The organism is Rhizobium sp. NRK18 (genome assembly GCF_024385575.1).
Lineage (GTDB): Bacteria > Pseudomonadota > Alphaproteobacteria > Rhizobiales > Rhizobiaceae > JANFMV01.
This window is the reverse complement of record NZ_JANFMV010000001.1, coordinates 2145415-2166307: the sequence shown is the minus strand read 5'-3', so window position 1 is coordinate 2166307 and position 20893 is coordinate 2145415. Positions and strand designations below refer to the sequence as shown.

At 60.8% G+C, this 20893-nt stretch carries 25 protein-coding genes; 11 read left to right on the top strand and 14 right to left on the bottom strand.

Annotated elements, in window-relative coordinates; genetic code table 11:
* Positions 1-137 precede the first annotated feature (137 nt).
* Positions 138-896, top strand: coding sequence for a lipoyl(octanoyl) transferase LipB (gene lipB / locus NN662_RS10065; protein WP_261930139.1), 759 nt, complete (start codon positions 138-140; stop codon positions 894-896).
* Here the strand turns inward: lipB and NN662_RS10060 are convergent.
* Positions 865-1362: a peptide deformylase gene (locus tag NN662_RS10060; protein ID WP_261930138.1), complete on the bottom strand. Its 498-nt coding sequence runs from the start codon at positions 1360-1362 to the stop codon at positions 865-867. The genes lipB and NN662_RS10060 overlap by 32 nt on opposite strands.
* A gap of 248 nt (positions 1363-1610) precedes the next feature.
* On the opposite strand from NN662_RS10060, the gene mgtE reads away from it, so the two are divergent.
* Both mgtE and NN662_RS10050 read left to right on the top strand, forming a co-directional pair.
* Positions 1611-3029, top strand: coding sequence for a magnesium transporter (gene mgtE / locus NN662_RS10055; RefSeq protein ID WP_261930137.1), 1419 nt, complete (start codon positions 1611-1613; stop codon positions 3027-3029).
* A gap of 73 nt (positions 3030-3102) precedes the next feature.
* On the top strand, positions 3103-3489 hold the full coding sequence (locus tag NN662_RS10050; RefSeq protein WP_261930136.1) for a MerR family transcriptional regulator: 387 nt from the start codon (positions 3103-3105) through the stop codon (positions 3487-3489).
* Between the two features lie 61 nt (positions 3490-3550).
* Here the strand turns inward: NN662_RS10050 and NN662_RS10045 are convergent, their stop codons facing one another.
* Genes NN662_RS10045 through NN662_RS10035 form a run of 3 tightly spaced genes read right to left on the bottom strand, consistent with a single transcriptional unit; the run spans position 3551 to position 5781 of the window.
* Positions 3551-4024, bottom strand: coding sequence for a methyltransferase family protein (locus tag NN662_RS10045; RefSeq protein WP_261930135.1), 474 nt, complete (start codon positions 4022-4024; stop codon positions 3551-3553).
* Between the two features lie 18 nt (positions 4025-4042).
* Positions 4043-5008, bottom strand: a complete 966-nt coding sequence (locus NN662_RS10040; protein ID WP_261930134.1) for a DUF1624 domain-containing protein — start codon at positions 5006-5008, stop codon at positions 4043-4045.
* Between the two features lie 17 nt (positions 5009-5025).
* On the bottom strand, positions 5026-5781 hold the full coding sequence (locus NN662_RS10035) for a DUF599 domain-containing protein (RefSeq protein ID WP_261930133.1): 756 nt from the start codon (positions 5779-5781) through the stop codon (positions 5026-5028).
* A gap of 597 nt (positions 5782-6378) precedes the next feature.
* Here NN662_RS10035 and NN662_RS10030 point away from each other — a divergent pair.
* Together NN662_RS10030 and NN662_RS10025 are read left to right on the top strand one after the other, a co-directional pair.
* Positions 6379-7779 (top strand): L-serine ammonia-lyase, encoded by a 1401-nt coding sequence (locus NN662_RS10030; RefSeq protein WP_261930132.1) that lies wholly within the window; start codon positions 6379-6381, stop codon positions 7777-7779.
* Between the two features lie 67 nt (positions 7780-7846).
* Positions 7847-8284: a DUF1489 family protein gene (locus NN662_RS10025; RefSeq protein ID WP_261930131.1), complete on the top strand. Its 438-nt coding sequence runs from the start codon at positions 7847-7849 to the stop codon at positions 8282-8284.
* 44 nt (positions 8285-8328) lie between these two features.
* On the opposite strand, the gene NN662_RS10020 is transcribed toward NN662_RS10025, so the two are convergent.
* The 3 genes from NN662_RS10020 to NN662_RS10010 form a co-directional block, all read right to left on the bottom strand.
* Positions 8329-8595 (bottom strand): hypothetical protein, encoded by a 267-nt coding sequence (locus NN662_RS10020; RefSeq protein WP_261930130.1) that lies wholly within the window; start codon positions 8593-8595, stop codon positions 8329-8331.
* A 167-nt stretch (positions 8596-8762) separates the two neighbouring features.
* Positions 8763-10103 (bottom strand): D-alanyl-D-alanine carboxypeptidase, encoded by a 1341-nt coding sequence (locus NN662_RS10015; protein ID WP_261931926.1) that lies wholly within the window; start codon positions 10101-10103, stop codon positions 8763-8765.
* Positions 10104-10330: 227 nt separating this feature from the next.
* A complete protein-coding gene (locus NN662_RS10010; RefSeq protein ID WP_261930129.1) occupies positions 10331-11062 on the bottom strand; it encodes a hypothetical protein in 732 nt (243 codons plus the stop codon).
* Between the two features lie 130 nt (positions 11063-11192).
* Between NN662_RS10010 and NN662_RS10005 the strand changes: the two genes are divergently transcribed.
* Entirely contained in the window at positions 11193-11522 is a 330-nt protein-coding gene (locus NN662_RS10005) for a hypothetical protein (protein ID WP_261930128.1), read from the top strand.
* A 148-nt stretch (positions 11523-11670) separates the two neighbouring features.
* On the opposite strand, the gene NN662_RS10000 is transcribed toward NN662_RS10005, so the two are convergent.
* From NN662_RS10000 to NN662_RS09990, 3 genes are all read right to left on the bottom strand, one after another.
* Positions 11671-12279, bottom strand: coding sequence for a transglutaminase-like cysteine peptidase (locus tag NN662_RS10000; RefSeq protein WP_261930127.1), 609 nt, complete (start codon positions 12277-12279; stop codon positions 11671-11673).
* A 592-nt stretch (positions 12280-12871) separates the two neighbouring features.
* The gene (locus NN662_RS09995; RefSeq protein WP_261930126.1) at positions 12872-13486 is read right to left on the bottom strand and encodes a PilZ domain-containing protein; all 615 of its coding nucleotides are present in this window, start codon (positions 13484-13486) and stop codon (positions 12872-12874) included.
* A 159-nt stretch (positions 13487-13645) separates the two neighbouring features.
* Positions 13646-14245, bottom strand: coding sequence for a PAS domain-containing protein (locus NN662_RS09990; RefSeq protein ID WP_261930125.1), 600 nt, complete (start codon positions 14243-14245; stop codon positions 13646-13648).
* Between the two features lie 335 nt (positions 14246-14580).
* Here NN662_RS09990 and NN662_RS09985 point away from each other — a divergent pair, with 335 nt between their 5' ends.
* Positions 14581-15336 (top strand): rhomboid family intramembrane serine protease, encoded by a 756-nt coding sequence (locus NN662_RS09985; protein WP_261930124.1) that lies wholly within the window; start codon positions 14581-14583, stop codon positions 15334-15336.
* 132 nt (positions 15337-15468) lie between these two features.
* Positions 15469-15903 (top strand): CBS domain-containing protein, encoded by a 435-nt coding sequence (locus tag NN662_RS09980; protein ID WP_261930123.1) that lies wholly within the window; start codon positions 15469-15471, stop codon positions 15901-15903.
* Between the two features lie 34 nt (positions 15904-15937).
* Here the strand turns inward: NN662_RS09980 and NN662_RS09975 are convergent, their stop codons facing one another.
* The 3 genes from NN662_RS09975 to folE all read right to left on the bottom strand — a co-directional run bounded on the left by NN662_RS09975 (position 15938) and on the right by folE (position 18167).
* Complete coding sequence (locus tag NN662_RS09975) at positions 15938-16924, bottom strand: patatin-like phospholipase family protein (RefSeq protein ID WP_261930122.1); 987 nt, start codon at positions 16922-16924, stop codon at positions 15938-15940.
* A 154-nt stretch (positions 16925-17078) separates the two neighbouring features.
* The gene (gene hisI / locus NN662_RS09970; RefSeq protein ID WP_261930121.1) at positions 17079-17528 is read right to left on the bottom strand and encodes a phosphoribosyl-AMP cyclohydrolase; all 450 of its coding nucleotides are present in this window, start codon (positions 17526-17528) and stop codon (positions 17079-17081) included.
* Positions 17529-17552: 24 nt separating this feature from the next.
* Positions 17553-18167 carry a GTP cyclohydrolase I FolE gene (gene folE / locus NN662_RS09965; protein ID WP_261930120.1) on the bottom strand — a complete coding sequence of 205 codons (615 nt, stop codon included), beginning with the start codon at positions 18165-18167 and terminating at the stop codon, positions 17553-17555.
* Positions 18168-18513: 346 nt separating this feature from the next.
* Between folE and NN662_RS09960 the strand changes: the two genes are divergently transcribed.
* Genes NN662_RS09960 through NN662_RS09950 form a run of 3 tightly spaced genes read left to right on the top strand, consistent with a single transcriptional unit; the run spans position 18514 to position 19727 of the window.
* Complete coding sequence (locus NN662_RS09960; protein WP_261931925.1) at positions 18514-18960, top strand: iron-sulfur cluster assembly scaffold protein; 447 nt, start codon at positions 18514-18516, stop codon at positions 18958-18960.
* Positions 18961-18964: 4 nt separating this feature from the next.
* Positions 18965-19339, top strand: a complete 375-nt coding sequence (yidD, locus tag NN662_RS09955; protein ID WP_261930119.1) for a membrane protein insertion efficiency factor YidD — start codon at positions 18965-18967, stop codon at positions 19337-19339.
* A 10-nt stretch (positions 19340-19349) separates the two neighbouring features.
* Complete coding sequence (locus tag NN662_RS09950) at positions 19350-19727, top strand: nuclear transport factor 2 family protein (protein ID WP_261930118.1); 378 nt, start codon at positions 19350-19352, stop codon at positions 19725-19727.
* A 96-nt stretch (positions 19728-19823) separates the two neighbouring features.
* On the opposite strand, the gene NN662_RS09945 is transcribed toward NN662_RS09950, so the two are convergent.
* Entirely contained in the window at positions 19824-20810 is a 987-nt protein-coding gene (locus NN662_RS09945; protein WP_261930117.1) for a class I SAM-dependent methyltransferase, read from the bottom strand.
* Between the last annotated feature and the right edge of the window lie 83 nt (positions 20811-20893).

Sequence of the window (20893 nt, the reverse complement as noted above, 5' to 3'; positions counted from 1 at the left end):
AGAGCAGTATGACAGATTTTTTTCCCGTGCCGCGGACTGGGGATTTTCGCCGACCTTGCCTATGTATGGCAAGCTTGCTGGACGGTGCCATTTCTGCCAGAAAGCGCCGGTAAATTGGTCCAAAACGGTTTGAAGCGATGCAGCGGACGGAAATCACCACATCGATGTTGCCTGTGGATGGCACGCCGCCGGTGCGCTGGCGGATCGCCCGCACGCCCGTCGATTACGATGAGGCGCTCGCCACGATGGAGCGCGAGGTTGCGGCGATCGCCGATGGCAAGGCCCCCGAACTCGTCTGGCTGCTCGAACATCCGCCGCTCTATACCGCCGGCACCAGTGCCGATGAAAAGGACCTCGTCATGCCCGGCCGGTTTCCGGTCCATGCGACCGGGCGAGGTGGTGAATACACCTATCACGGCCCCGGCCAGCGCGTCGGTTACGTCATGCTCGACCTGAAGAAGCGCAAGCAGGACGTCCGCGCCTTTGTAGCGGCGCTGGAAGAGGTGGTCATCGGTGCGCTCGACTTGATGAATGTCCGCGGCGAGCGGCGCGAGGATAGGGTCGGCGTCTGGGTGCGCCGTCCGGAAAAGCCGCTCCTGCCGAATGGCGCGGTGGCCGAGGACAAGGTGGCGGCTCTGGGCATTCGCTTGCGCCGCTGGGTGAGCTTTCACGGCTTTTCGCTAAATGTGGACCCGGATCTCGACCATTTCACCGGCATTGTACCATGCGGCATCAGCGAATTCGGCGTCACGAGCCTCGTCGATCTCGGCCTGCCCGTCGCCATGCATGACGTGGACATCCTGCTGCGGCAATCCTTCGAATCGGTATTCGGGTCGACAGTCACCGACGATGCCGACCAGTCCGTTAGCGAGCTCTGTCCTTCGTCCACTTCTTGACGAGCCGGTCCCGTTTCAGTTTCGATAGCCGCTTCAGCCAGAAGATGCCGTCGAGCTGATCGACCTCATGCTGGATGCAGGTGGCGAGAAAGCCATCGACATCCTCCTCCATCACGTCACCCGTCAACGTCTGGTAGCGCACGCGAATCGCCTTCGGGCGCATCACCGGCGCGATCGCGCCCGGCATGGAGACACTGCCTTCGTCGTGGGTCGACTGTTCGGCCGATGCGTCGACGATCTCGGGATTGACCAGGATCATGGCCGGTACGCTGCGGTCGAGTTCGATCACCGTCAGCCGCTGCAGGACGCCAATATGCGGCGCCGTGATGCCGACGCCGGGCGCTGCACGCATGGTATCGAGCAGATCATCGGCAAGCTGCTTCAACCTCTCGTCGAATTCCGTGACGGTTTCTGCCTTCCGCTCGAGTTGCGGGTCGGGGAAGACGAGGATCGGTCTGACGGCCATGGCGGCTCCTGCGGGTCGCAAATGCGGATCGTTCTAGAGCCAGACTCAAGTGGGTCAAGGCAATTTGCAAGGGAACCATCAACAAAGGTGGACGTTCCCATTCTAATGGGTTAGCAAAGTTAAAGGGGGCCCGGCGCGGATACCGCGCGGTCTTTTCATCGTGTTGTTCACATTGGGTTTTCAGTCGCCATTGCCATGAGAGAAATCGGGCTGGGCGGCTGCTTGGGAATTGCGGAGACAGCCGGCACATGACAGAGACCGACGAAGACATCCGCGAGCGTCCCGCCGAGACCGAGCAGGAGGACATCTACGACGAGGACGGTTCGATTCGTTCCGACTTCCTCGCCATGGTCGGCGCCGCCATTGCCGACCGCGATCTGCTGTATCTTCGCCAGCATGTCGTCTCTCTGCACGAATCCGAACTCGGTGACCTGCTTGAATCGCTGATGTCCGAGCAGCGCCTGGCGCTGGTCCATCTGCTCGGCGACGAGTTCGACATGACTGCGCTGACCGAGGTGGATGAAGCGATCCGCCTCGAGATCGTCGAACAGCTGCCGAACGACAAGGTGGCGGCTGCGATCACCGAGCTGGATTCGGACGACGCCGTCTTCATTCTGGAAGACCTTGACGACGAGGACCGGGAGGAAATCCTCTCCAAGCTGCCGTTCACCGAACGGGTAAGGCTGCGGCGCGCCCTCGATTATCCGGAAAGCTCGGCCGGTCGCCGGATGCAGACGGAATTCGTCGCGGTACCGCCATTCTGGACCGTCGGCCAGACCATCGACTACATGCGCGAGGACGAGGACCTTCCCGAAAGCTTCACCCAGATCTTCGTTGTCGATCCGACCTTCAAGCTGCTCGGTGCCGTCGATCTCGACCGCATTCTGCGCGCCAAGCGGCAGACCAAGGTCGAAGACATCATGCGCGATACCAACCATCCGATCCCGGCCGAGATGGACCAGGAAGAGGCCGCGCAGCTTTTCGAGCAGTACGACTTGCTGTCTGCCGCCGTCACCGACGAGAACGGCCGTCTGGTCGGCGTCCTGACCATCGACGACGTCGTCGACATGATCCATGAGGAAGCCGAAGAAGACATCAAGCGCATGGGTGGTGTCGGTGACGAAGAACTGTCGGACAATGTCGCCTCGACGGTCCGCTCGCGTTTCCTCTGGCTGTTGATCAATCTTGGTACGGCGGTCCTCTCGGCATCCGTCATCGGCCTGTTCGACGGCTCGATCGAGAAGATGATCGCGCTGGCCGTGCTGATGCCGATCGTTGCCTCCATGGGCGGCAATGCCGGCACGCAGACGATGACCGTGACGGTGCGCGCGCTCGCGACCCGCGACCTCGATATCTACAATGCCGGCCGCATCATTCGCAGGGAGGCTGGCGTCGGTCTGGCGAATGGATTGCTGTTCGCCGTCATCATCGGCATAGTCGCGGGCCTCTGGTTTGGAAATCCGCAATTGGGCGGCGTCATCGCCGCGGCCATGATCATCAACATGATGGCCGCCGCCATGGCGGGGATCCTGCTGCCGCTGCTCCTCGACAAGCTCGGCGCCGACCCGGCCATCGCATCGTCCGTTTTCGTGACGACGGTTACCGATGTGACCGGCTTCTTCGCCTTTCTCGGCCTTGCGAGCTGGTGGTTCGGCTTCGGCATCTAGCTACAGTGCTGCAAAAATTGACTTTTACGTAACAGTCAATAAAATGGCCGCCTGATTGGAAGGGCGGACGACAGTGGAAAAGTATTACAGCATAACCGAGCTTACGCGCGAATTCGGGGTTTCGACGCGGACCTTGCGCTTCTACGAAGACGAAGGTCTCATTCATCCTGAGCGTCGCGGCAGGACCCGTCTGTTCCGCGCGGCGGATCGTCGTCTCATTCAGGAAATCCTGCGCGGCAGGCGGATCGGCTTCACCATTGCCGAAATCCGGCAGATCATTCAGGTCTACAAGGAGCCTCCGGGCGAGGCGGGCCAGCTTCGGCTGCTGATGGCGCGCGTCGACGAGAAGCGGGATGACCTGCGCCAGAAGCGCAAGGACATCGAGGAGACGCTGGCCGAGCTCGATGCTGTCGAGGAAGCGTGTCTGACACGCCTGGCAGAGATCGGCGTGGGTACCTGAGCACAGCCATCCGGCAGCATGGCGTTTCCACCAGGCCGGAAGTCTTCCGGAAAAGGGAAAATCAGATCCAGCGACGGGTTCGCTGGCAGTAGCGCTCGAACTCGATTCCGAAACGGGCGAGCAGATGCTTTTCCTCGGCCTTCACCGCCACAAGATTGGTTGCGACTGCCGCGGCAATACCGAAGATGGCAAACCAGACATTTTCCGTGCCCAGAGCCAGTGCTGCCAGCACCAGCGTATACCCCAGATAGATCGGGTTGCGGCTGATGCGGAACGGTCCGCACGTCACGAGATGACGGGCGCTGGCGATCGGCAGGACCGGCGTGCGATGGCTGAGCAGGACCCCGATCGCCCAGACGACCAGTGTTACACCCGTAAGCGCCAGGAGAAGGCCGACCGACAGGGCCAGCACATGACCGTGCCTGACGTTGGACATCGGCAGGAGCGCGCCACAGCCCGCGGCTGTCAGGCCGGCGGCCAGATAGTAGACCGGAGCCCAGGGAAAGCGGAGCGGCTTGATACGATATGCGTTCATGATGCTGAAGGTGAACCTTTATTCTTGCACCAGGCTGCATTCGTTGGCGATTGTGGCAATCCTTTGGTCCTTGGCGTCGATTTTGCCGGTCGTGAACTCTGTGAACAGGTTTTGTTCAAGCATGCGGTTCACGGTGCAGCCGCAGAAGCCTTGGCAGAACTTCGCGTCGTTGTTGGCATCGCAGGACGCCTGGCAGGAATTTACGTAACCGACGACGGGGTCGGCGGCGGCCGGCGGCACGACCAGTGACAGGATATAGGCGACACCGATCAGCACCGGCTGATGCAGGAGATAAAAGCTGAGGCTGTGACGGCCGGCGAAAGCCAGAACGTTTCGCGGGCCCGCCGGCCGGCGGAGCGGTTCCGGCACACCGAATGTGACAACCAGTTTTCCGATGCCGATGCCTGCCAGGAACGGCCCGAGCCAGGGAAACAGCGGTACATAATCATTGGAGTGCGGAACAACGCTCTGCAGGCCGGTCCACCAGAAAAACCAGGCGTCGAGTGCCGGCGTCTTCAGATAATAGGGCGCGGCGAGCGAGGCAGCCGCGAGAACGAACAGCAGCACCGAAGGCAACCTGAGGAACAGGAGCCCGATCAGGCTCATGGCAGCGATCGAATGCAGGATGCCGAAGAAGATCCAGGCGTCGGGAAAGATGAAGTAGGTGGCGATGGAGATCACCGCGGCAGCCGCCGCGATCATCGCGAAGCGACGCCAGAAACCCGGCCAGCGGATGCCGTTGCGGTGTGCCAGCACAAGGCCGAGACCGGCAAGCAGGATGAAGGTGCCGGCGATCAGCCGGGCATAATCCTTGAACAGGCCGTGCGAGACCGTGCCGGGCTCCAGATAGCCGAAATATTCGAGATCCCACGAGAAATGGTAGCTGGCCATCGCCAGGAGCGCGATGCCGCGCAGCATGTCGAGGCTGCCGAAGCGGCCCTTCGGGGCGGTTGTCGTCGGGGCGCCGTCCAGGGCAGTCGCCATGGTGCTTGTCTTTCCGTTCAGATCAGCGGGTTCTGCTCCTCACCGGAGCGCGGCTTATCAAGGGGGCGAGCATGGCCTTTTGATGGCGGGATGTCCTCGATCAGGATGGCCCGCGCATGCGAGAAATACTGCCGACGGGTGAGGATCCCCATGACGAAGAGCGTGGTCGCGATGAAGACGTAAGGGTGGATGAACCAGCCGAGATAGCCGATCGACAGGAATATGGCGCGCAGTCCGGCATTGAAATGCTGACCGGCGAGAATGTTGATGCGCGCCACCTTGTCGGCAGCAAGCGCCGCCGCTTCCGGATCGGCGTCCGCTTCCTTCGACATCGGCAGCCCTCCGAACAGGATGGTGCAGTAGTTGAAGAGGCGGTAGGCCCAGCCGAACTTGAAGAAGGCGTAGCCGAAGATCACCGCGAGACCGCCCGCCTTCAGCTCGAACACCGCCCGTCCGCCGTGGAAGAAATAGGGCAGGTCGCGGAAGATCGCATCCGCCTGGTCGGTGGCGCCGAGAAGCGCGAAGCAGCCGCCCATGGCAAAGATCGAGGTGGAGGCGAAAAACGCTGTGCCGTTCTGCAGGCCGGCCATGATCTGCGTGTCGATCATCTTCAGGTCGCGTTTGAGCGAATGCAGGATCCAGCGCCGGCGATGATCGGCCACGGCCTGGCTGAGACTCTTGCGCTTGATCAGCCGTCTTCCGCTGGTGGCGATGGAGAAGAACGTCCAGAGGCCGAGAAAGAGCAGGAGGGAAACATAGTCGGCTGTCGTCATGGCCTATTGTCTAGCTGATTCTCGGGCATCGGTCGCGCCGCGTTGCCGGGCAGGCAACTGGTTAAGGGGCGTTAGGAGATTGGCACAAATTATGACCAGTGAGAAATGCTCTTGTGCCGAATCGGTACGTCTCAAAGCTGATTGAACTCAATGAGTTATGCGACAGTTGCATGACAGACCTGCGCAAACCGCCTTGGATTCGCCATTTTTTGCGATTGCGAAGCTTAACGGAATTTAATAAATGATCAGCCATTGCAGACGGGCAACAGCGCCTGTCGCGGAAGATGCGGAACACTCTGGAGTCATTATGGAAGACACCATTCGGAAGTCTTGCTGGGGCGTCACTATTCGCGCAGTGATGGGCTTTGTCGGAATTCTCGCGATAGCCTATCTCTTCGGCAGCATCTGAGCCGATCCCGAGACAAGAAAGTTTTCAAGACAGCGTGGCCACCCAAGCCACGCTGTTTTTGTATTCAGCGCCCGGCACTGGTCTTTTCATGTCGTAGCTGTGTCATGGAATGGCGTGCGATTGCTGTCGCATTTGGCCGATGATCGCGTAAGCTCCTGTCATATAGTCCCAAACCCGGCAGGCCACGCATGTTTCTTTCCGTATTCGACGTTTTCAAGATCGGGATTGGTCCGTCCAGTTCGCACACGATGGGGCCGATGTCGGCGGCCAACCGTTTCCTCGACTTGATCCTGTCGGATGAATGGCCGCGGCCCGCCGGTGCACATGTCTCTGCGATCCGGGTGAGCCTTCATGGTTCGCTCGCCTATACCGGTGTCGGTCATGCGACGGACCGCGCCGTGATCCTCGGCCTTGTCGGCGAGCGGCCCGATACGGTCGACCCGGAAAAGATGGACGAACTGGTCGAGGCGGTGCGCAAGAGCGGCCGTATCTCGCCACCCGGCCATCCGACGTACCAGTTCCAGCCCGATACCGATCTCGTCTTCGACCGCAAGGAGCCTTTGCCGGGCCACGCCAACGGCATGACCATCAGCGGCCTTGACCAGGATGGCCGGCTGATCCTCAAGCGCGTCTATTACTCGATCGGCGGCGGCTTCGTCGTCACCGATACCGAACTGGAGGCCATGCGGCGGCAGAAGACAGTAAAGAGCGACGTCAAGATTCCATATCCCTTTGCCAGCGCCAAGCAGATGCTCGACATGGCGCACGCCTCCGGCCTGACGATCGCGCAGATGAAGCGCGCCAACGAAGAGGCAGTGATGAGCGGCGAGGAGCTCGACGCCGGCCTCGATCGCATCTGGGGCGCGATGCGCAGCTGCATCGAGCGCGGCCTGCAGAAGGAAGGCATCATGCCCGGCGGGCTCAAGGTCCGCCGCCGTGCGAAAGGGATCCACGACAAGCTCGTCAGCGATTGGCGATCCAACCGTCTCAACCCGCTTCTCGCCAATGACTGGCTCAGCGTCTACGCCATGGCGGTCAACGAGGAAAATGCCGCCGGCGGCCGCGTTGTGACGTCTCCGACCAATGGAGCGGCAGGCGTCGTGCCGGCGACGATCCGCTACTACGAGCATTTTCATGAGGATGCCGACGCGCAAGGGATTCGCGACTTCCTGCTGACGGCGGCCGCGATCGGCGGCATCATAAAGCACAATGCGTCGATTTCCGGCGCCGAGGTCGGCTGTCAGGGCGAGGTGGGCTCCGCTGCGGCTATGGCGGCCGCCGGTCTCGCGGCGGTCATGGGCGGTTCGCCGGACCAGATCGAGAATGCCGCCGAGATCGCGCTCGAGCATCACCTCGGCATGACCTGCGATCCCGTCGCCGGCCTCGTTCAGGTGCCGTGCATCGAACGCAACGCGCTGGGGGCCGTCAAGGCGGTCACCGCCGCATCTCTGGCGGTCAAGGGTGACGGCCAGCATTTCGTGCCCCTGGACGCCTGCATCGAGACCATGCGCCAGACTGGCAACGACATGAGCGAGAAGTACAAGGAGACCTCCACCGGCGGTCTTGCAGTCAATGTTGTGGAATGCTGAGGCCCTGCGACGTCGCTGCGCCCAGTCTGCGCTTGACCATCGGCCCGTTTGAGCGTTTCAAAGGGGCATGAGCCTCCATATGATCAAACTCTGCGTCGGCGCGGACAGTGTCGACGACCTGAAGGAATGGGTCGCGGACCGGGCCATGACGGCCATTGCCGCCGGCCTGGAGCCGCATAGCGTCCACACGACAAGAATGGTCCCGAAGAAGGCCGACGAGATTCTCGACGGCGGTTCGCTCTACTGGGTGATCAAGGGGCAGGTTCTGGCGCGACAGATGATCATCGGCATCGAGACATTCACCGACGTGGATGGCATCGGCCGCTGCCGGCTGATGCTCGGTCCGGAGGTCATCGAGACGGCGCCGCAGCCGCGCCGGGCTTTCCAGGGATGGCGATACCTGCGGCCGGAAGATGCGCCGCCGGACCTGAAAGGCATTGGCGGCGCCGATGTCGACATGCCGGCCGATCTCGCACGCGAACTCTCGGAACTCGGTCTGCTCTGAAGGCCGGCCAGAGGAAATGACGGGCAGTGCGCCCGTCACCAAATTCAGCGAAGCTTCAGGTAGACCGGGCAGCGGCCGCTGTAATTGGCCAGATGCAGGTGCATGTTGGCCGGCGGCTGCGAGCTGCGCCAGGCGCGCGCGCCGTGGCTGAGAAGCGCTGAGACCAGTTCCTTGGTCTTGTCCTTGCGGGTGAAACCGAGATCGGCAATCCGCATCGCCGCTTCGTGAAGGGGATGAAGCCCCGGGCGTTTCGCTTTCCGCCCGTCCATGTGGATGATGTCATCACCCGCGCTGTTTTCGTTCAGAGCCATAACAAACCTCGCTACTCAATACTTGTCCGAGGAGGCATCCGCAAAAACGGATACCGGACACTTTCAAGAACGGGGCCTTGGGCCGTTACAAGACCCTGTGCAGGCCCCGTTCCAATTCCTTGCCGCGGTGCCTTACTGGCCCGCAACAGACGCCTCGCGGCGACCGTTTACTGCTGGGACGCCCAGCAACCGATGCCCGCCCGCTTCAGGCTGCGGCATGCATTGACTGCGCTCGTCTGGCCGGAGAAGCCGCCGAAACGTGCGCGATAGACCTTTTGCCCGCTGTTTTCGAAGGCAACGGTGAATGGGGTGGCGGAACGCAATACCTTGCCGCCTTTGGCCTGCGCTTTGTGCAGGAGACCGAGGGCGAGGTCGCGGTCGGGCGATGTGCCGACCTGGATGACCCAGCCAGAGGGTGTGGTGGTGGAGGCCGTCTGCAGATGGTCGACTGCAACGGGCTTGGCGTCTTCGTGAGCCGGCACCGGGGCGGGCGTCGGGACGACGTCCGCGACTTCCTCTTCGTCGGTGCCTTCTTCGACGAGACCGTTGCTGATGGCAGCCACGGCGCGATCTTCGGCAACCGGCGGTGCATAGGCGTTGGACGCGACTTCGACGTCGTAGCGCTGCTGCGGAACCGGGACGGCATTGTCGAGACGATCGAGCTTGCGCATGGCAACGGCATTGGTGCCGGCGCGCGGGATGATGAAGCTGACGCGCGATGTGCTCTTCGCCTTCGGCAGATAGGCTTCGACCAGCTGCCGCATCTTGGCGTCACGCGACGCACCCGAGGTGCCGCCGAGCACGACGCCGACGATGGAGCGGTTGCCGACCTGCGCGGATGTGGCGAGATTGAAACCGGAGGCGCGGGTATAGCCGGTCTTGATGCCGTCGACTCCGCGGACCTTGCCGAGCAGCCTGTTGTGGTTGCCGATGGTCTGCTTGCCGTATTTGAACGACCGGGTGGAGAAGAAGTCGTAATACTGCGGGAAGTGCTGGCGCAGCGCGATACCGAGGATCGCCTGATCACGGGCCGTCGTGTACTGCTGCGTATCGGGCAGGCCGTTGGCGTTGCGATAGACGGTGCGGGTCATGCCCAGCGAACGGGCCTTGTTCGTCATCATCCGTGCAAAGCCGGTTTCGGAGCCGCCCAGATATTCACCAAGTGCGGTTGCCATGTCGTTTGCCGAACGCGTGACCAGCGACTGGATCGCATCGCGCACGGTGATCGTGCGGCCGGCCGGGACGCCAAGCTTGGACGGGGGCTCGGACGCAGCATGGGCGGACACCGGAATGGAGGTATCCAGCGACATGCGACCGGCTTCAAGCGCCTCAAACGTCAGATACAGCGTCATCATCTTGGTGAGCGACGCCGGATACCGGCGACCGTCGGGGTCGCTGCTGTAAAGCACTTCGCCCGTCTTCGCATCAATGACGATGCCAGCATATTGCGCAGCGGCAGCGGGTGCGTAGGAAGCCGATAAGAGAGTGACTAAGGAAATGGCCGCAATTGCGAGCTTGCGAAGCGAGGAAAGGGAGAAACTGGAACGGAAACTTGAAAAGCGGACGCTCTGCACGGATACACTCTTGTCGTTTTGGGTTTGATTGCCGTCTCGTTTTGGAGCGGTGAAAACTGTTAAGGATGCTATCGCCGTCGCGTTACCAATCCGTTTATAATGAACAATAGGTTTCCATTTTTTTGCGCTTTTGAGGGAAGGGCGGTCGGCGGCTTCCGGGTCTATTGCCCCGAGAGTTGGGCCTCAACATGGTCGCGCACGGCTTTGTCGAGCCCTCGCCAATCCGCCAGACGCGCGCTGGAGAAGCGGTAAAGGACGCTGAGATCCTGCCCCACGGCGATATCGCGCTGGCAGTCGCCGCTGGTCGCTGCGGCGGGTGTATCCGGCAGAAGACAACGCACGGCATAGTCGGGCTGGTTCGGATTGGGGGAGGTCAAAAGAACTTCATTGCCGTAGCCGCTCGCCTTCTTGAAATGGTGCAATGACAAGCCGTCCGGTCCGGCTTCCGGTTGCCCTTCAAAGAGTTGCCGGTAGATCGGCTCCAGCCGGCCGGACATGTCGCGTGACATGGTGGCCTGCGAAATCTGAAGGAAAATCAGGTCCTTGGACTTTTCGATATTGGTGAATGTCTGTGCCGAGGCCGCCGTGTAACCTTCCATGGCGGGCCAGCTCAGATAGAGATCGATGCTGTCTGCTGAACCTTCGATCCGCTGGCGGGCAAAGCGTATCTCGTTTTCCGGAATGACCAGCCGGTCGCGTCCGATGGTGATGGCGACCATTTCCCGACTATCGGTATGGCCGACCGCCCTCAGTTCGCGGCCAAGCCAGTGTCCCGCCAGGCTGATCAGCGCCGTGAAGGCCGCGAGCACGGCAATCGTCCCCGTGAGGCGATAGAGAAAGCGGTTGGAAAGCAGCGGCAGTTGCTGTTCGTCGTCGGCTGACGGGATGGACATCTGGGTTTCCGTTTGTTGCATCCGGCCACGGAATGGTTGGGCGGACGTCTGTATCAGGTCGGGACGGATGACTGCGGCACGCCACTTGCAGCACTAGCCCCGAACAGTCCCGTTTTATGGTTAAAATTCGATGAATTTTCCCGGTTTTGCCACTGCAGCCGCCCTCGGCTTCGTCCTGCCGATCATCCTGATGGACCTGGCCCGCAATCGGCTCGCTGCCCGCTGGCCTGTCCAGAGGCGAGAAGGCTTTCGATTGGAGTTGCGGGCCTTGCCCTGGGTCCTGGCATTCATTGCCGGGCCTGCGATCCTGTGGGAACGGGCGCGGCGGCATCGGGGCCGGGGCTGGGGGTATGGCGCTGAACTTGGGGTGCTCTACGGGCTGACCGCCCTGTGGTCGGTCTGCTATGGCACTCTCGTTTTGTCAGGATTAGCGGCCGTGGCCGAAATCCTGCGATCCTGACTGAAATTCTCGTGGGCTGAAAAAGAGGTGAGCCGACCCCGGGGAAGCGGGATCGGCTCTGGGCTCCGGTCGGGGACGGGGTGCGGGGGTGACCGGGCCTTTTCTTGGCAAGGTCGAATCGGTGGCTTCGACCGATCCGACGCCGCCGTTAGTTCTTGACCGAGCCAACCAGCGTGGCGCGACCGTCCTGAAGGCGGACCCAGCGGCCCGGATCGTCAGAGGCCTGGCGCTTGATGAAGGTGTATTCGGTGTCGGACCACAAGAGGACCTTGTTGCGCATGTTGTCGAGGATGAAGTCGCCGCGGTCGGTGCGCACCGTCAGCACGGCATGGCCTTCGCCGTTCGGCTGCAGGACGACCGTGATCAGGAGGTCGTCTTCCGAAATGCCGGCCTGCATCAGCATGCGCCGCTTCAAGAGCACGAAGTCCTCGCAATCGCCGACCGTCGTCGGATACGCCCAGCGTTCCTCGACGCCGTAGATTTCCTCATCCGTCATCGGCTGGATCCGGGTGTTGACCGTGTAATTGACCTGCAGGATTTCCTTCCAGGCGCTTTCGGTCAAAAGCATGGGACCGGGATCCCGGCCGTGCGGCTTGCATTCGTTGCTGTGGGACTTGCAGAATTCGTAGTGGCCGATCGGCGGATTGGTGGCGCCGGTGGTCAACATGTTGGCAGGCATCGCCTGGGCGAGACCGGCAGTCGCAAGTGTCACAATGAACGACAGGACACTCAACTTCCCTTGTGTGGCTTTCGTCATTTTCATTCTCCCCGTTTACGGAGAAAACAGTGCCACACAGATTTTTATCGCTCGCAAAATTCCGCAGTAAAATTAATAGCTTAATAGATTCAAATGCGCTGAAAACTTGATGAAAACACGAGTCGAATTCGATCCGTATTTGAGGCGAATTCTCATCGAATTTGCATCAAAGTTTAACGGCTTATGCCATCGGCACGATCCGCTCGCCTATATTCTTGAATCCACGGAGGAATTCCGCCCGGGTGACGGTTCGGCGCGCGTTATCGAGGAGCAGATGGTGACGACCGTCGGTCGGAAAATGTGCCTGTGCCACTTTGCGACATCTTGGTTCGGGGCGGGACTGCGAGGCCAAGGCGAGGAATCTGACCGCCAAAAAACTCTGTGGCGCGTGCAGACGTCCTTAACAAAGGTTTGCCGGATCCGTTGTTTTGACCTTCCCCGGCGGAGCTATGGGTAAGACGGCAGGCTCCGGCCCCTTGATATGGGGTCTCTCAATGGCTGAGTATTGGTGAAATGCGAGCAACGAACGCCGGCGTGCGAAAATGCTCGTCGATGAGGACGCCGGTAAATCTCGAGAAGATTGCGAGGGTGGTCAGAGGAAGGCGCGGAGCGACTCGTGCGTCTGTCTGGCCGTGAACTCGACGGCGACGCCTTCCTTGAAGTGGCGGACGATGCGGCCGCGGATATTGCCGATCTGCACTGCGGTGTCGATCGGCGGACGGAATTCGATGTCAATGGCGGCGCCCGACAGCGAAAGGTCCATGATGTTGCATTCGAAGCGGCGGCCGTCTTCCTCGAGAAGCAATTCCGTACGCGAGTGACGCGGCGTCAGTCGGTCGTGCCTGCGGTCTTCCGGAAGGCCGAGTTCGTGCTTGTTGGCAATCCAGGTCAGCTGTGCGGCCAGCTTCTCGCGCTTGCGGCCGGTCGCGCTGATCGACAGCACGAAGCCGTCCTTGATGAATTCGAGCACGCGGCCTTCGATACGTCCGATGTGATCGAGATAGGCGATAACACGCTCGTTCAGCCGAGGAAGGCCGCCGCAGAGGATGCAAAGATCGCCGGGAGACATGTCGGTGACGACGCAGTCGTATTCCTCATAGTTCGACAGCATCAGCCGGCCGCGAATATTGACCGTAACGCGCTGAAAACTACGGCTCTGTTCGGAGCCCCCAGTTCTGACCGCTTGTGCTGGCTGGAAGGAATACATCTGTCATCAATCTTCTGACGTTTCTACCAGTCGAAAATACTGCCGATTCCATTAACAGAAGGTTTGTCGGCAGCATCAAATTTATCGGGTTGGAAAGGACGTCGTCGTGATGCTGTGGTTTGGGGAGGCCGGACTGGTGAAAGTCTTGAATTCCGGCGTTCAATCCTGCCCGAACAGCGGTCCGTTCTGGTTGCTGCGCTCGCCACGATAGTCGCCGCGGACCGTGCCGGACGACGGCGGCATGTTGGCAGTAAGGAGGGGGCGAGGGGCAGCGATTTCAACCACCCGGTCGAGAGTGAGGAGATCCAGCGCGTTCGCATGCAGTCCCGTACGTGGACCGACCAAAGACATGGAACCGAGAATCCGGTCGCATTGATCGCCGCCGCTGCGCAGAGGAAGCAGCGGTATCTCCAGCGTCTCATCGGTGTCCAGCGAGTAGGAATAGCCGCCGGCCTTCAACAGGACGGGCACCGCCGAGCGGAGGACGCTGGATACGATCGTTCCCGGGTTGATGACGTTGTCGCCGTTCCACAAGGCGGTGAAAGGGCTGCCGTGAAGCTCGTGCCCGAACAGTTCACAGATTCGCGTGCCAGCCAGGCGGAAGATCGGAATTCCGCCGGCAACCTCTTCGAGGATGAACAGGTCCGGCAGTACCGACGCGATTTGTGACGGTATGATCTGCTTGCGGCTGGGCGCAGCATCCTGTCCGCGCAGCCTGTTCCAATATTGGTAGATCTCGATGCTCGCCTTGCAATCCATGGGGGCCTTGTCCCGTTTCGGGTCAAACTCGGGCAGATGTCGCCCATTGGACTCCGGTAGAGCGAAAACCGTGCCAGACGCGGGAGTTAAGGTTAACTTTTGGTTTCGATTGCGCACACCGCGGCAACGTGAGACAAAAGCCTATCAACACGTTTCGGGAGGCAGGCCTTCCCGTCATGGAAGACCTGGTCTTCACAGCACACTAGATTATGTCGGGCACGGGAATTTGGGGGCTCGCAACCGTCCAGCTGAATGGCTGGACGGTTTTTCTTTGACCGGTGTGCGCCGGGACCTATATGCAGGTCGTCATTGCATGGTCTCGGACAGGAAATCAAATGGAAGAAGCGTTGCGCAGGCAGCAGAATGCCGAGCCCGGACCCGAGGGTCCCGATGACCGGGCACCGATATTCAACCTGCCGACGGTAATTCTTCTCTTCATTTTCGGACTGGCCGCGATATATCTGATCCAGACCTATCTGTTGTCCGTCGAACTGAATGACCGTGTTTACGTCAACTTCGGTTTCATTCCCGCGCGCTACGCCTATGCGCTTGGCATGGCGGACCTGGCCTGGTTGTGGACCCCGGTAACCTATTCGCTGCTGCATGGCAGCATCAGCCATCTGGTCTTCAACAGCCTCTGGCTGGCGGCATTCGGCACGCCGGTGGCCTTAAGAATCGGCGCGTTCCGCTTCGTCGTCTTCTGGGTCCTGAGCGCTGCCGCATCCGCCTTCTTCTTCATGGGGCTGCACTGGGGTGAGCCCAGCCTGCTGATCGGCGCCTCCGGTTCGGTCTCAGCGCTGATGGGCTCTGCCTGCCGTTTCGTCTTCGCCGAGGGCAGGGGGCTGCGCAGTGCCGACGTGCATCTCAACACCCGTATGACGATGCTCGAAGCCCTGCGCAACAGGACGGCGTTCATCTTCATCGTCGCCTGGCTCGCCGGCAATCTGCTGTTCGCCTTCGGTATTCCGTTTGCCGGCATGCAGGGTCAGAGCATTGCCTGGGAAGCCCATATCGGCGGATTCCTGTTCGGCTTCATCCTCCTCGATCTGTTCGATCCGCGACAGCCGGCACGGCATTCCAAGGAATTATAGTCACGCGGGATATTGCTATCCTTACAAGCGGCTGGCACCATTCACCCACCCGCATTCTGCGGCATTGGGTCACGGGTGGAGCCCTGGGCGGCGATGTGATGCATCTTCCGCTCTGGCAAGAAGGAGGAACGCATGTCTGTATCAGTGAAAGCCATTCTGAATGAAAAGGGCCGCAACGTCATAACCATTGCGTCGACGGCGAGCCTCTTGGATGCAGCCAAAATTCTCCATGAGAACAAGATCGGCGGTACGGTGATCCTCGGTCCCGGCGACACCATTGCCGGCATCTTCACCGAGCGAGACCTTGCGCGCGCAATCGCCAAGGATGGCCCGGAGAGCCTCGGCAATCCGGTCTCCGCCTACATGACGTCGAACGTCTATGCGTGCCGTGAAGACACGACCGTCGACCAGCTTATGGAAGTGATGACCACCCGCAGGTTCCGCCACGCGCCGGTCGAACACGACGGCAAGCTCGCCGGCATCATCTCGATCGGCGACGTCGTGAAGAACCATATCCGGGCAATCGAAATGGAAGCCCAGGAGATCAAGGCCTACATTGCCGGCTGACGCCGGTTTATTCACGTGATGGAGCGTGATGGAATCAGAGGCGGGTGTTGATGATGCCCGCCGCAAAGACTTCCTGAAGCCGGTGCAGATCGGCGATCCTCGCCTTGGTCTCCTCATAGCCGCGCTGGATGGCTTCGGCTGCGCGATGGAATTCCGACAGGCCGATGTCGCTGAGGCGCGGCTGCAGGGCGAGGTCCGGCGGATCTCCGGCAAGACGTGCGCGTGAAATGCGATCCTGAATGATGTTGAAGGCCTGCACCATGACGCGGGTCAGCCCGAGGCGACCGCCGGTATCGTGATGCGACGGCAGTTCTTCCGGTTCCTGCGTGCTGGCATTGTGCTTGACGACCGCCGAACGCCCGTAAATGTCGTAATGCAGGTTCACGGCGACGACGAGCGGCTGCTCGTAGGCCCGGCAAACGGTGACCGGCACGGGGTTGACCAGGGCGCCATCGACCAGCGTGCGGCCGTTGCAATGGATCGGCTCGAAAATGCCGGGCAGGGCATAGGAGGCGCGAATGGCGGTGATCAGCGAACCGGCGGTGATCCACACCTCGTGACCGGTGTTGAGCTCCGAGGCGACGGCGACGAAGGGCCGGTCCATATCCTCGATCATGATCCCGTGCAGGTGTTCCTGCATGCGCTTGGTCAGCCGCATGCCGGCAAACAGGCCGCCGCCGCCGATCGTCAGATCCAGGAGGCTGGCGATGCGCCGCATGGTCAGCGAACGGGCGAAATCTTCCAACTCGTCGAGCTTGCCGGCCAGATAGCATCCGCCGACGAGCGCACCGATGGAGGTTCCGGCGATCATGCCAACCTGGATGCCGGCCTCGTCGAGGGCCCGCAACACACCGATATGCGCCCATCCACGGGCAGCACCGCCGCCAAGCGCAAGCGCGATCTTCGATTTTTTGGGTTCGGCCGGGGCAATAGGGGGTGTGGTCATCGCGCTGTCCGGAGGCAGGGCCTGCCCAAGGGCGACATCGGAGGAATGACGGTGTCTGAAATTCCAGTCCAGCATGTCCGACCCTTCCTTCCTGCTGAACTCTCCCAAGAAGCCCATTAAATGCAGTTATAGGTTACCAAAGCATTTAGGTCCACGAGAGGTGGGTACAATTGCGGCAAATGACCGCTTGCTGTGCAACCTCTAGCAGCCGAATGCCGGCCACCCCTGCCTAGGTGTCGTAAACGTCCTTGGGATCAAACCGCGGTTTGTCTTCGCTGAAGACCAAATGTGCGCGGCCGTCGATTTGTTCCACAGAACGGTAGAAGCAGGAGCGGCGACCAGTGTGGCAGGTCGCGTCATGTCCGGAAACGGACACCTTCAGCCAGATCGCATCCTGATCGCAATCGGTCAGAATTTCACGGACCTGCTGGAGATTGCCGGAGGTTTCGCCCTTCTTCCAGAGTTTGCCGCGCGAGCGGCTGTAATAGTGCGCGATGCCGGTCTCGACCGTCAGGGCAAGGGCCTCGGCATTCATGTGGGCGACCATCAGCAGCATGCCGTCGGCAGCGTCGGTGACCACGGTGGTGATCAGCCCGTTGGCGTCGAAGCGGGGCGTGAAGTCTGTCACGGTTTCCCAGTCCGCCTTGTCCTTGGATGGCGGAGCAAATGTCATCGGCATGTCTGCGTAATCCCCTGTCGCGGCCTAGCGGCCGCGCAACATGGTCATGAAACGGACCTGCTCATGGGCTTCTTCCTTGAAGGCGCCCAGGAAGGTCGTGGTGATGGTCGTAGAGCCCTGCTTGCGGATGCCGCGCATCGCCATGCACATATGCTCGGCTTCGATCATCACCGCCACACCGCGCGGTCCGAGAGACTGGTCGATCGCCGTGGCGATCTGTGCCGTCATCGTTTCCTGCGTCTGCAGGCGGCGGGCGAAGATGTCGACGACGCGGGCGATCTTGGAGAGGCCCAGCACGCGACCGGCCGGCAGATAGGCGACATGCGCCTTGCCGATGATCGGAACCATGTGGTGTTCGCAATGCGAGAAGAACGGGATGTCCTTGATGAGGACGATGTCGTCGTAGCCGCCGACCTCTTCGAAGGTCCGGCCGAGCACATCCTCAATATCCTCGTTGTAGCCGCCGAAGAGCTCGCCATAGGCCTTGGCGACGCGGCTCGGCGTGTCGAGCAGACCTTCGCGGCTCGGATCCTCCCCGGCCCAGCGCAGAAGCGTGCGTACGGCCTCCTCTGCTTCCTCGCGGGAAGGGCGGGACATGTTGGAATCACTGAGTGAAAATTCTTTGACAATGGCGTCCATCTAGCGGTCTCCTGATCCCAATCCGTCTTGCGGTGGATCCTGACGTCTACAATTGTCGGACAACACGCCATCAACCATATATCGACTGGCCAGGCCAGCTATGGATCTTTTGAGGCGGGCCCGGGGCGTTCCGGCCGTCGGCACCCTTTTGCGCCACGGCCTTCCTGCACGGTTTCCCAGATCAAGGCTCATCGTGGAAGGCATTGGTCCACGTAAGCCGCAATCCTTATATATGAGCGTTCGGGTTAAGGAAAAGGTCCTGAAAGCGACACGGACTGTTTTTCTTTCCCGAACGAACTCACTATATATGACGTCAAATACGACAGGCGCGGCCGACCGGATCATCATGGACGACATCTACAACAGCAAAATACTCGAATTCGCCGGCAACATTCCCGCCATCGGCAGAATGGACGACGCCGATGCGTCGGCGGAAGCCTTCTCCAGGCTCTGCGGCTCCAAGGTCAAGGTCTATATCAAGATGCAAGGCGACGAGGTGACGGCATTTTCCCACGAGGTGAAAGCCTGCGCCCTCGGTCAGGCATCGTCCTCGATCATGGCCCGTCATGTTGTCGGGGCGACCGCGGACGAAATCGAGGCGGCGCGTGACGATATGCGCGCCATGCTGACGGCCGGTGGCGAGGGGCCGTCCGGGCGGTTCGAGGACATGCGGTACCTGTTGCCCGTCAGGGATTACAAGGCGCGCCATGCCTCGACGATGCTGACATTCGATGCCGTCGTCGATGCGATCCACCAGATCAGGGCGAAGGCGCCGGCGGACGTCGAAGGCTGAGCCCATGTGCGATGGTGACCCCGGTCGCGAGGAGAAAGCCGAAGGCAATCGGCATCGCAAATCCCGCAATTGGCAGGGTGATTTTGCCAAGACACCGGGACGTCTGTTCGGCATGGGGCTCATCAGGCTCTATCAACTGACCTTGTCGGGCTTCATCGGCCAGTCGTGCCGCCATCTGCCGACCTGTTCCGAATATGGATACGAGGCGGTTGCCCGCCACGGCCTCTGGGCCGGCGGGTTCATGGCGTTGTTTCGGTTCATGCGCTGCGGACCGGGCGGCACGCATGGCTTCGATCCGGTGCCCGCAGAGCTTCCCAGGGAAACCCGGTGGTGGGCCCCCTGGCGCTATTGGCACATTTCCAAACCGGTCCACGATTGACGGAGCCCTCATGTCGTCCAGCCTCGCATTCGATCCCGTCGAAAACCTCAAGCGCTTCCATGCGGCTATCAATGCGCTCGATTTCGACGTAATCGACGCCTGCTTCGCCGAGGATGTCGCCTACCTCTCGGGCGGTACCGGAAATGTCGAGGGGAAGGCCCAGGTGATGGCCGCTTTCCGCCGCTACTTCGAGGCCTATCCGGATCAGGTGGCGGAAAATGATGCCGTCTATCGGCTATCAGACAACAGTGCAAAATCCGTCTGGCGTCTCAAGGCGACGCATGCCGTGACCGGCGAGCCGCTCGTGCGGCGTGGCGAGGAGACCATCTATTTCAATGCTGCGGGGAAGATCGTCCGGGTTGAGGTGACGGATCTCGAGCTCGATTGATCGCAGGCCGGCAAGAGGCGAGCCGTTGACGTCCGCTCCAACGCAAAACGCCGGCTTGTTGGGGCAAGCCGGCGTTCATCACGAAATATGGGCGTCTTACGAGAGCTTCTTGATCTTGGCGTAGATGATGTGTCGGTTCTCGCCGAAGAAGACTTCCGCCTCGACATGGTTGCGGTCGACGGAACCGTTGACGATGTCCCACATATCCTGCTCGCTCCGCAGAATCAGCGGCCAGTTCATGAAGGTTTCCATGTAGCCGTCCGGAACGACTTCGGTGCTGAAGTTGGCGAACAGGAATTCGCCGCCCGGCTTCACCAGTTCCATGAGGCGCTGATTGAGGCGGATCGATACATGCTTGGGCAGATAGTCGTAGAGGCCGGCCGCATAGGCGAGGTCGAATTGTCCGAGCGCATAGGAACGACGGATCAGGCCGGCGACACTTCCGGCCATGGCGTCGATCGCCGTGCCGACATGATTTGCCGCCACCGTTGCCAGGCTCTGCGTATCCTGGTCGAGAGCGACCCAGCGCTTCAGCTTGCCATCGGCGTAGGAGTGCGACAGCTCCGCTTCGCGCAGGTGGCCACAGGCGACCGCGAGAATTTCGGCGTTCTCCACCTTTGACGCCGTTGCGTCGACCAATTCTGCCAGGATCATCCGGCGTTCGCGGACGGCGACGCAGCTGCTGGAATCGCTGGTGTAGGCGTAGATTTCCTGCCCAAGCGGTGAGCTCTCATCGATCAGGTGCTTGATCGACGGATGCTTGTAGAGAAGGTCGAGCAGGCCCGCGTCACCCGAATAGCCGCGCGGCTTCTGGAAGGACCAGCGGGTAAACGGATCGGTGAGCAGAAACTCCGCAACCGGGTGAGATTGGGCCACCGGAAGGAGGTGCTGCCAAGTGTCCGGACTGCACCGGCTTCGCAATTCGTGCAGCCGCAGCACGAGTTGATGAACGATCTGACCGGTGGGTTCCTTCTTGATGAAGGACTGTTGGGTCATCTGCAGAATGAGCATCAGATCGAGGATGCGTTCGCTGAGGTCACTCTTGTCGGTGCCTTCAGTTTCGCTCTGCTTGTGCTGCTTCATAAGCTCCGGGGTGATTATGCTTTGCTGGTCAATATCAAACTTAAATTCTTTCGCACGCATTATGGCCAGGTTCCTGTTGTCCC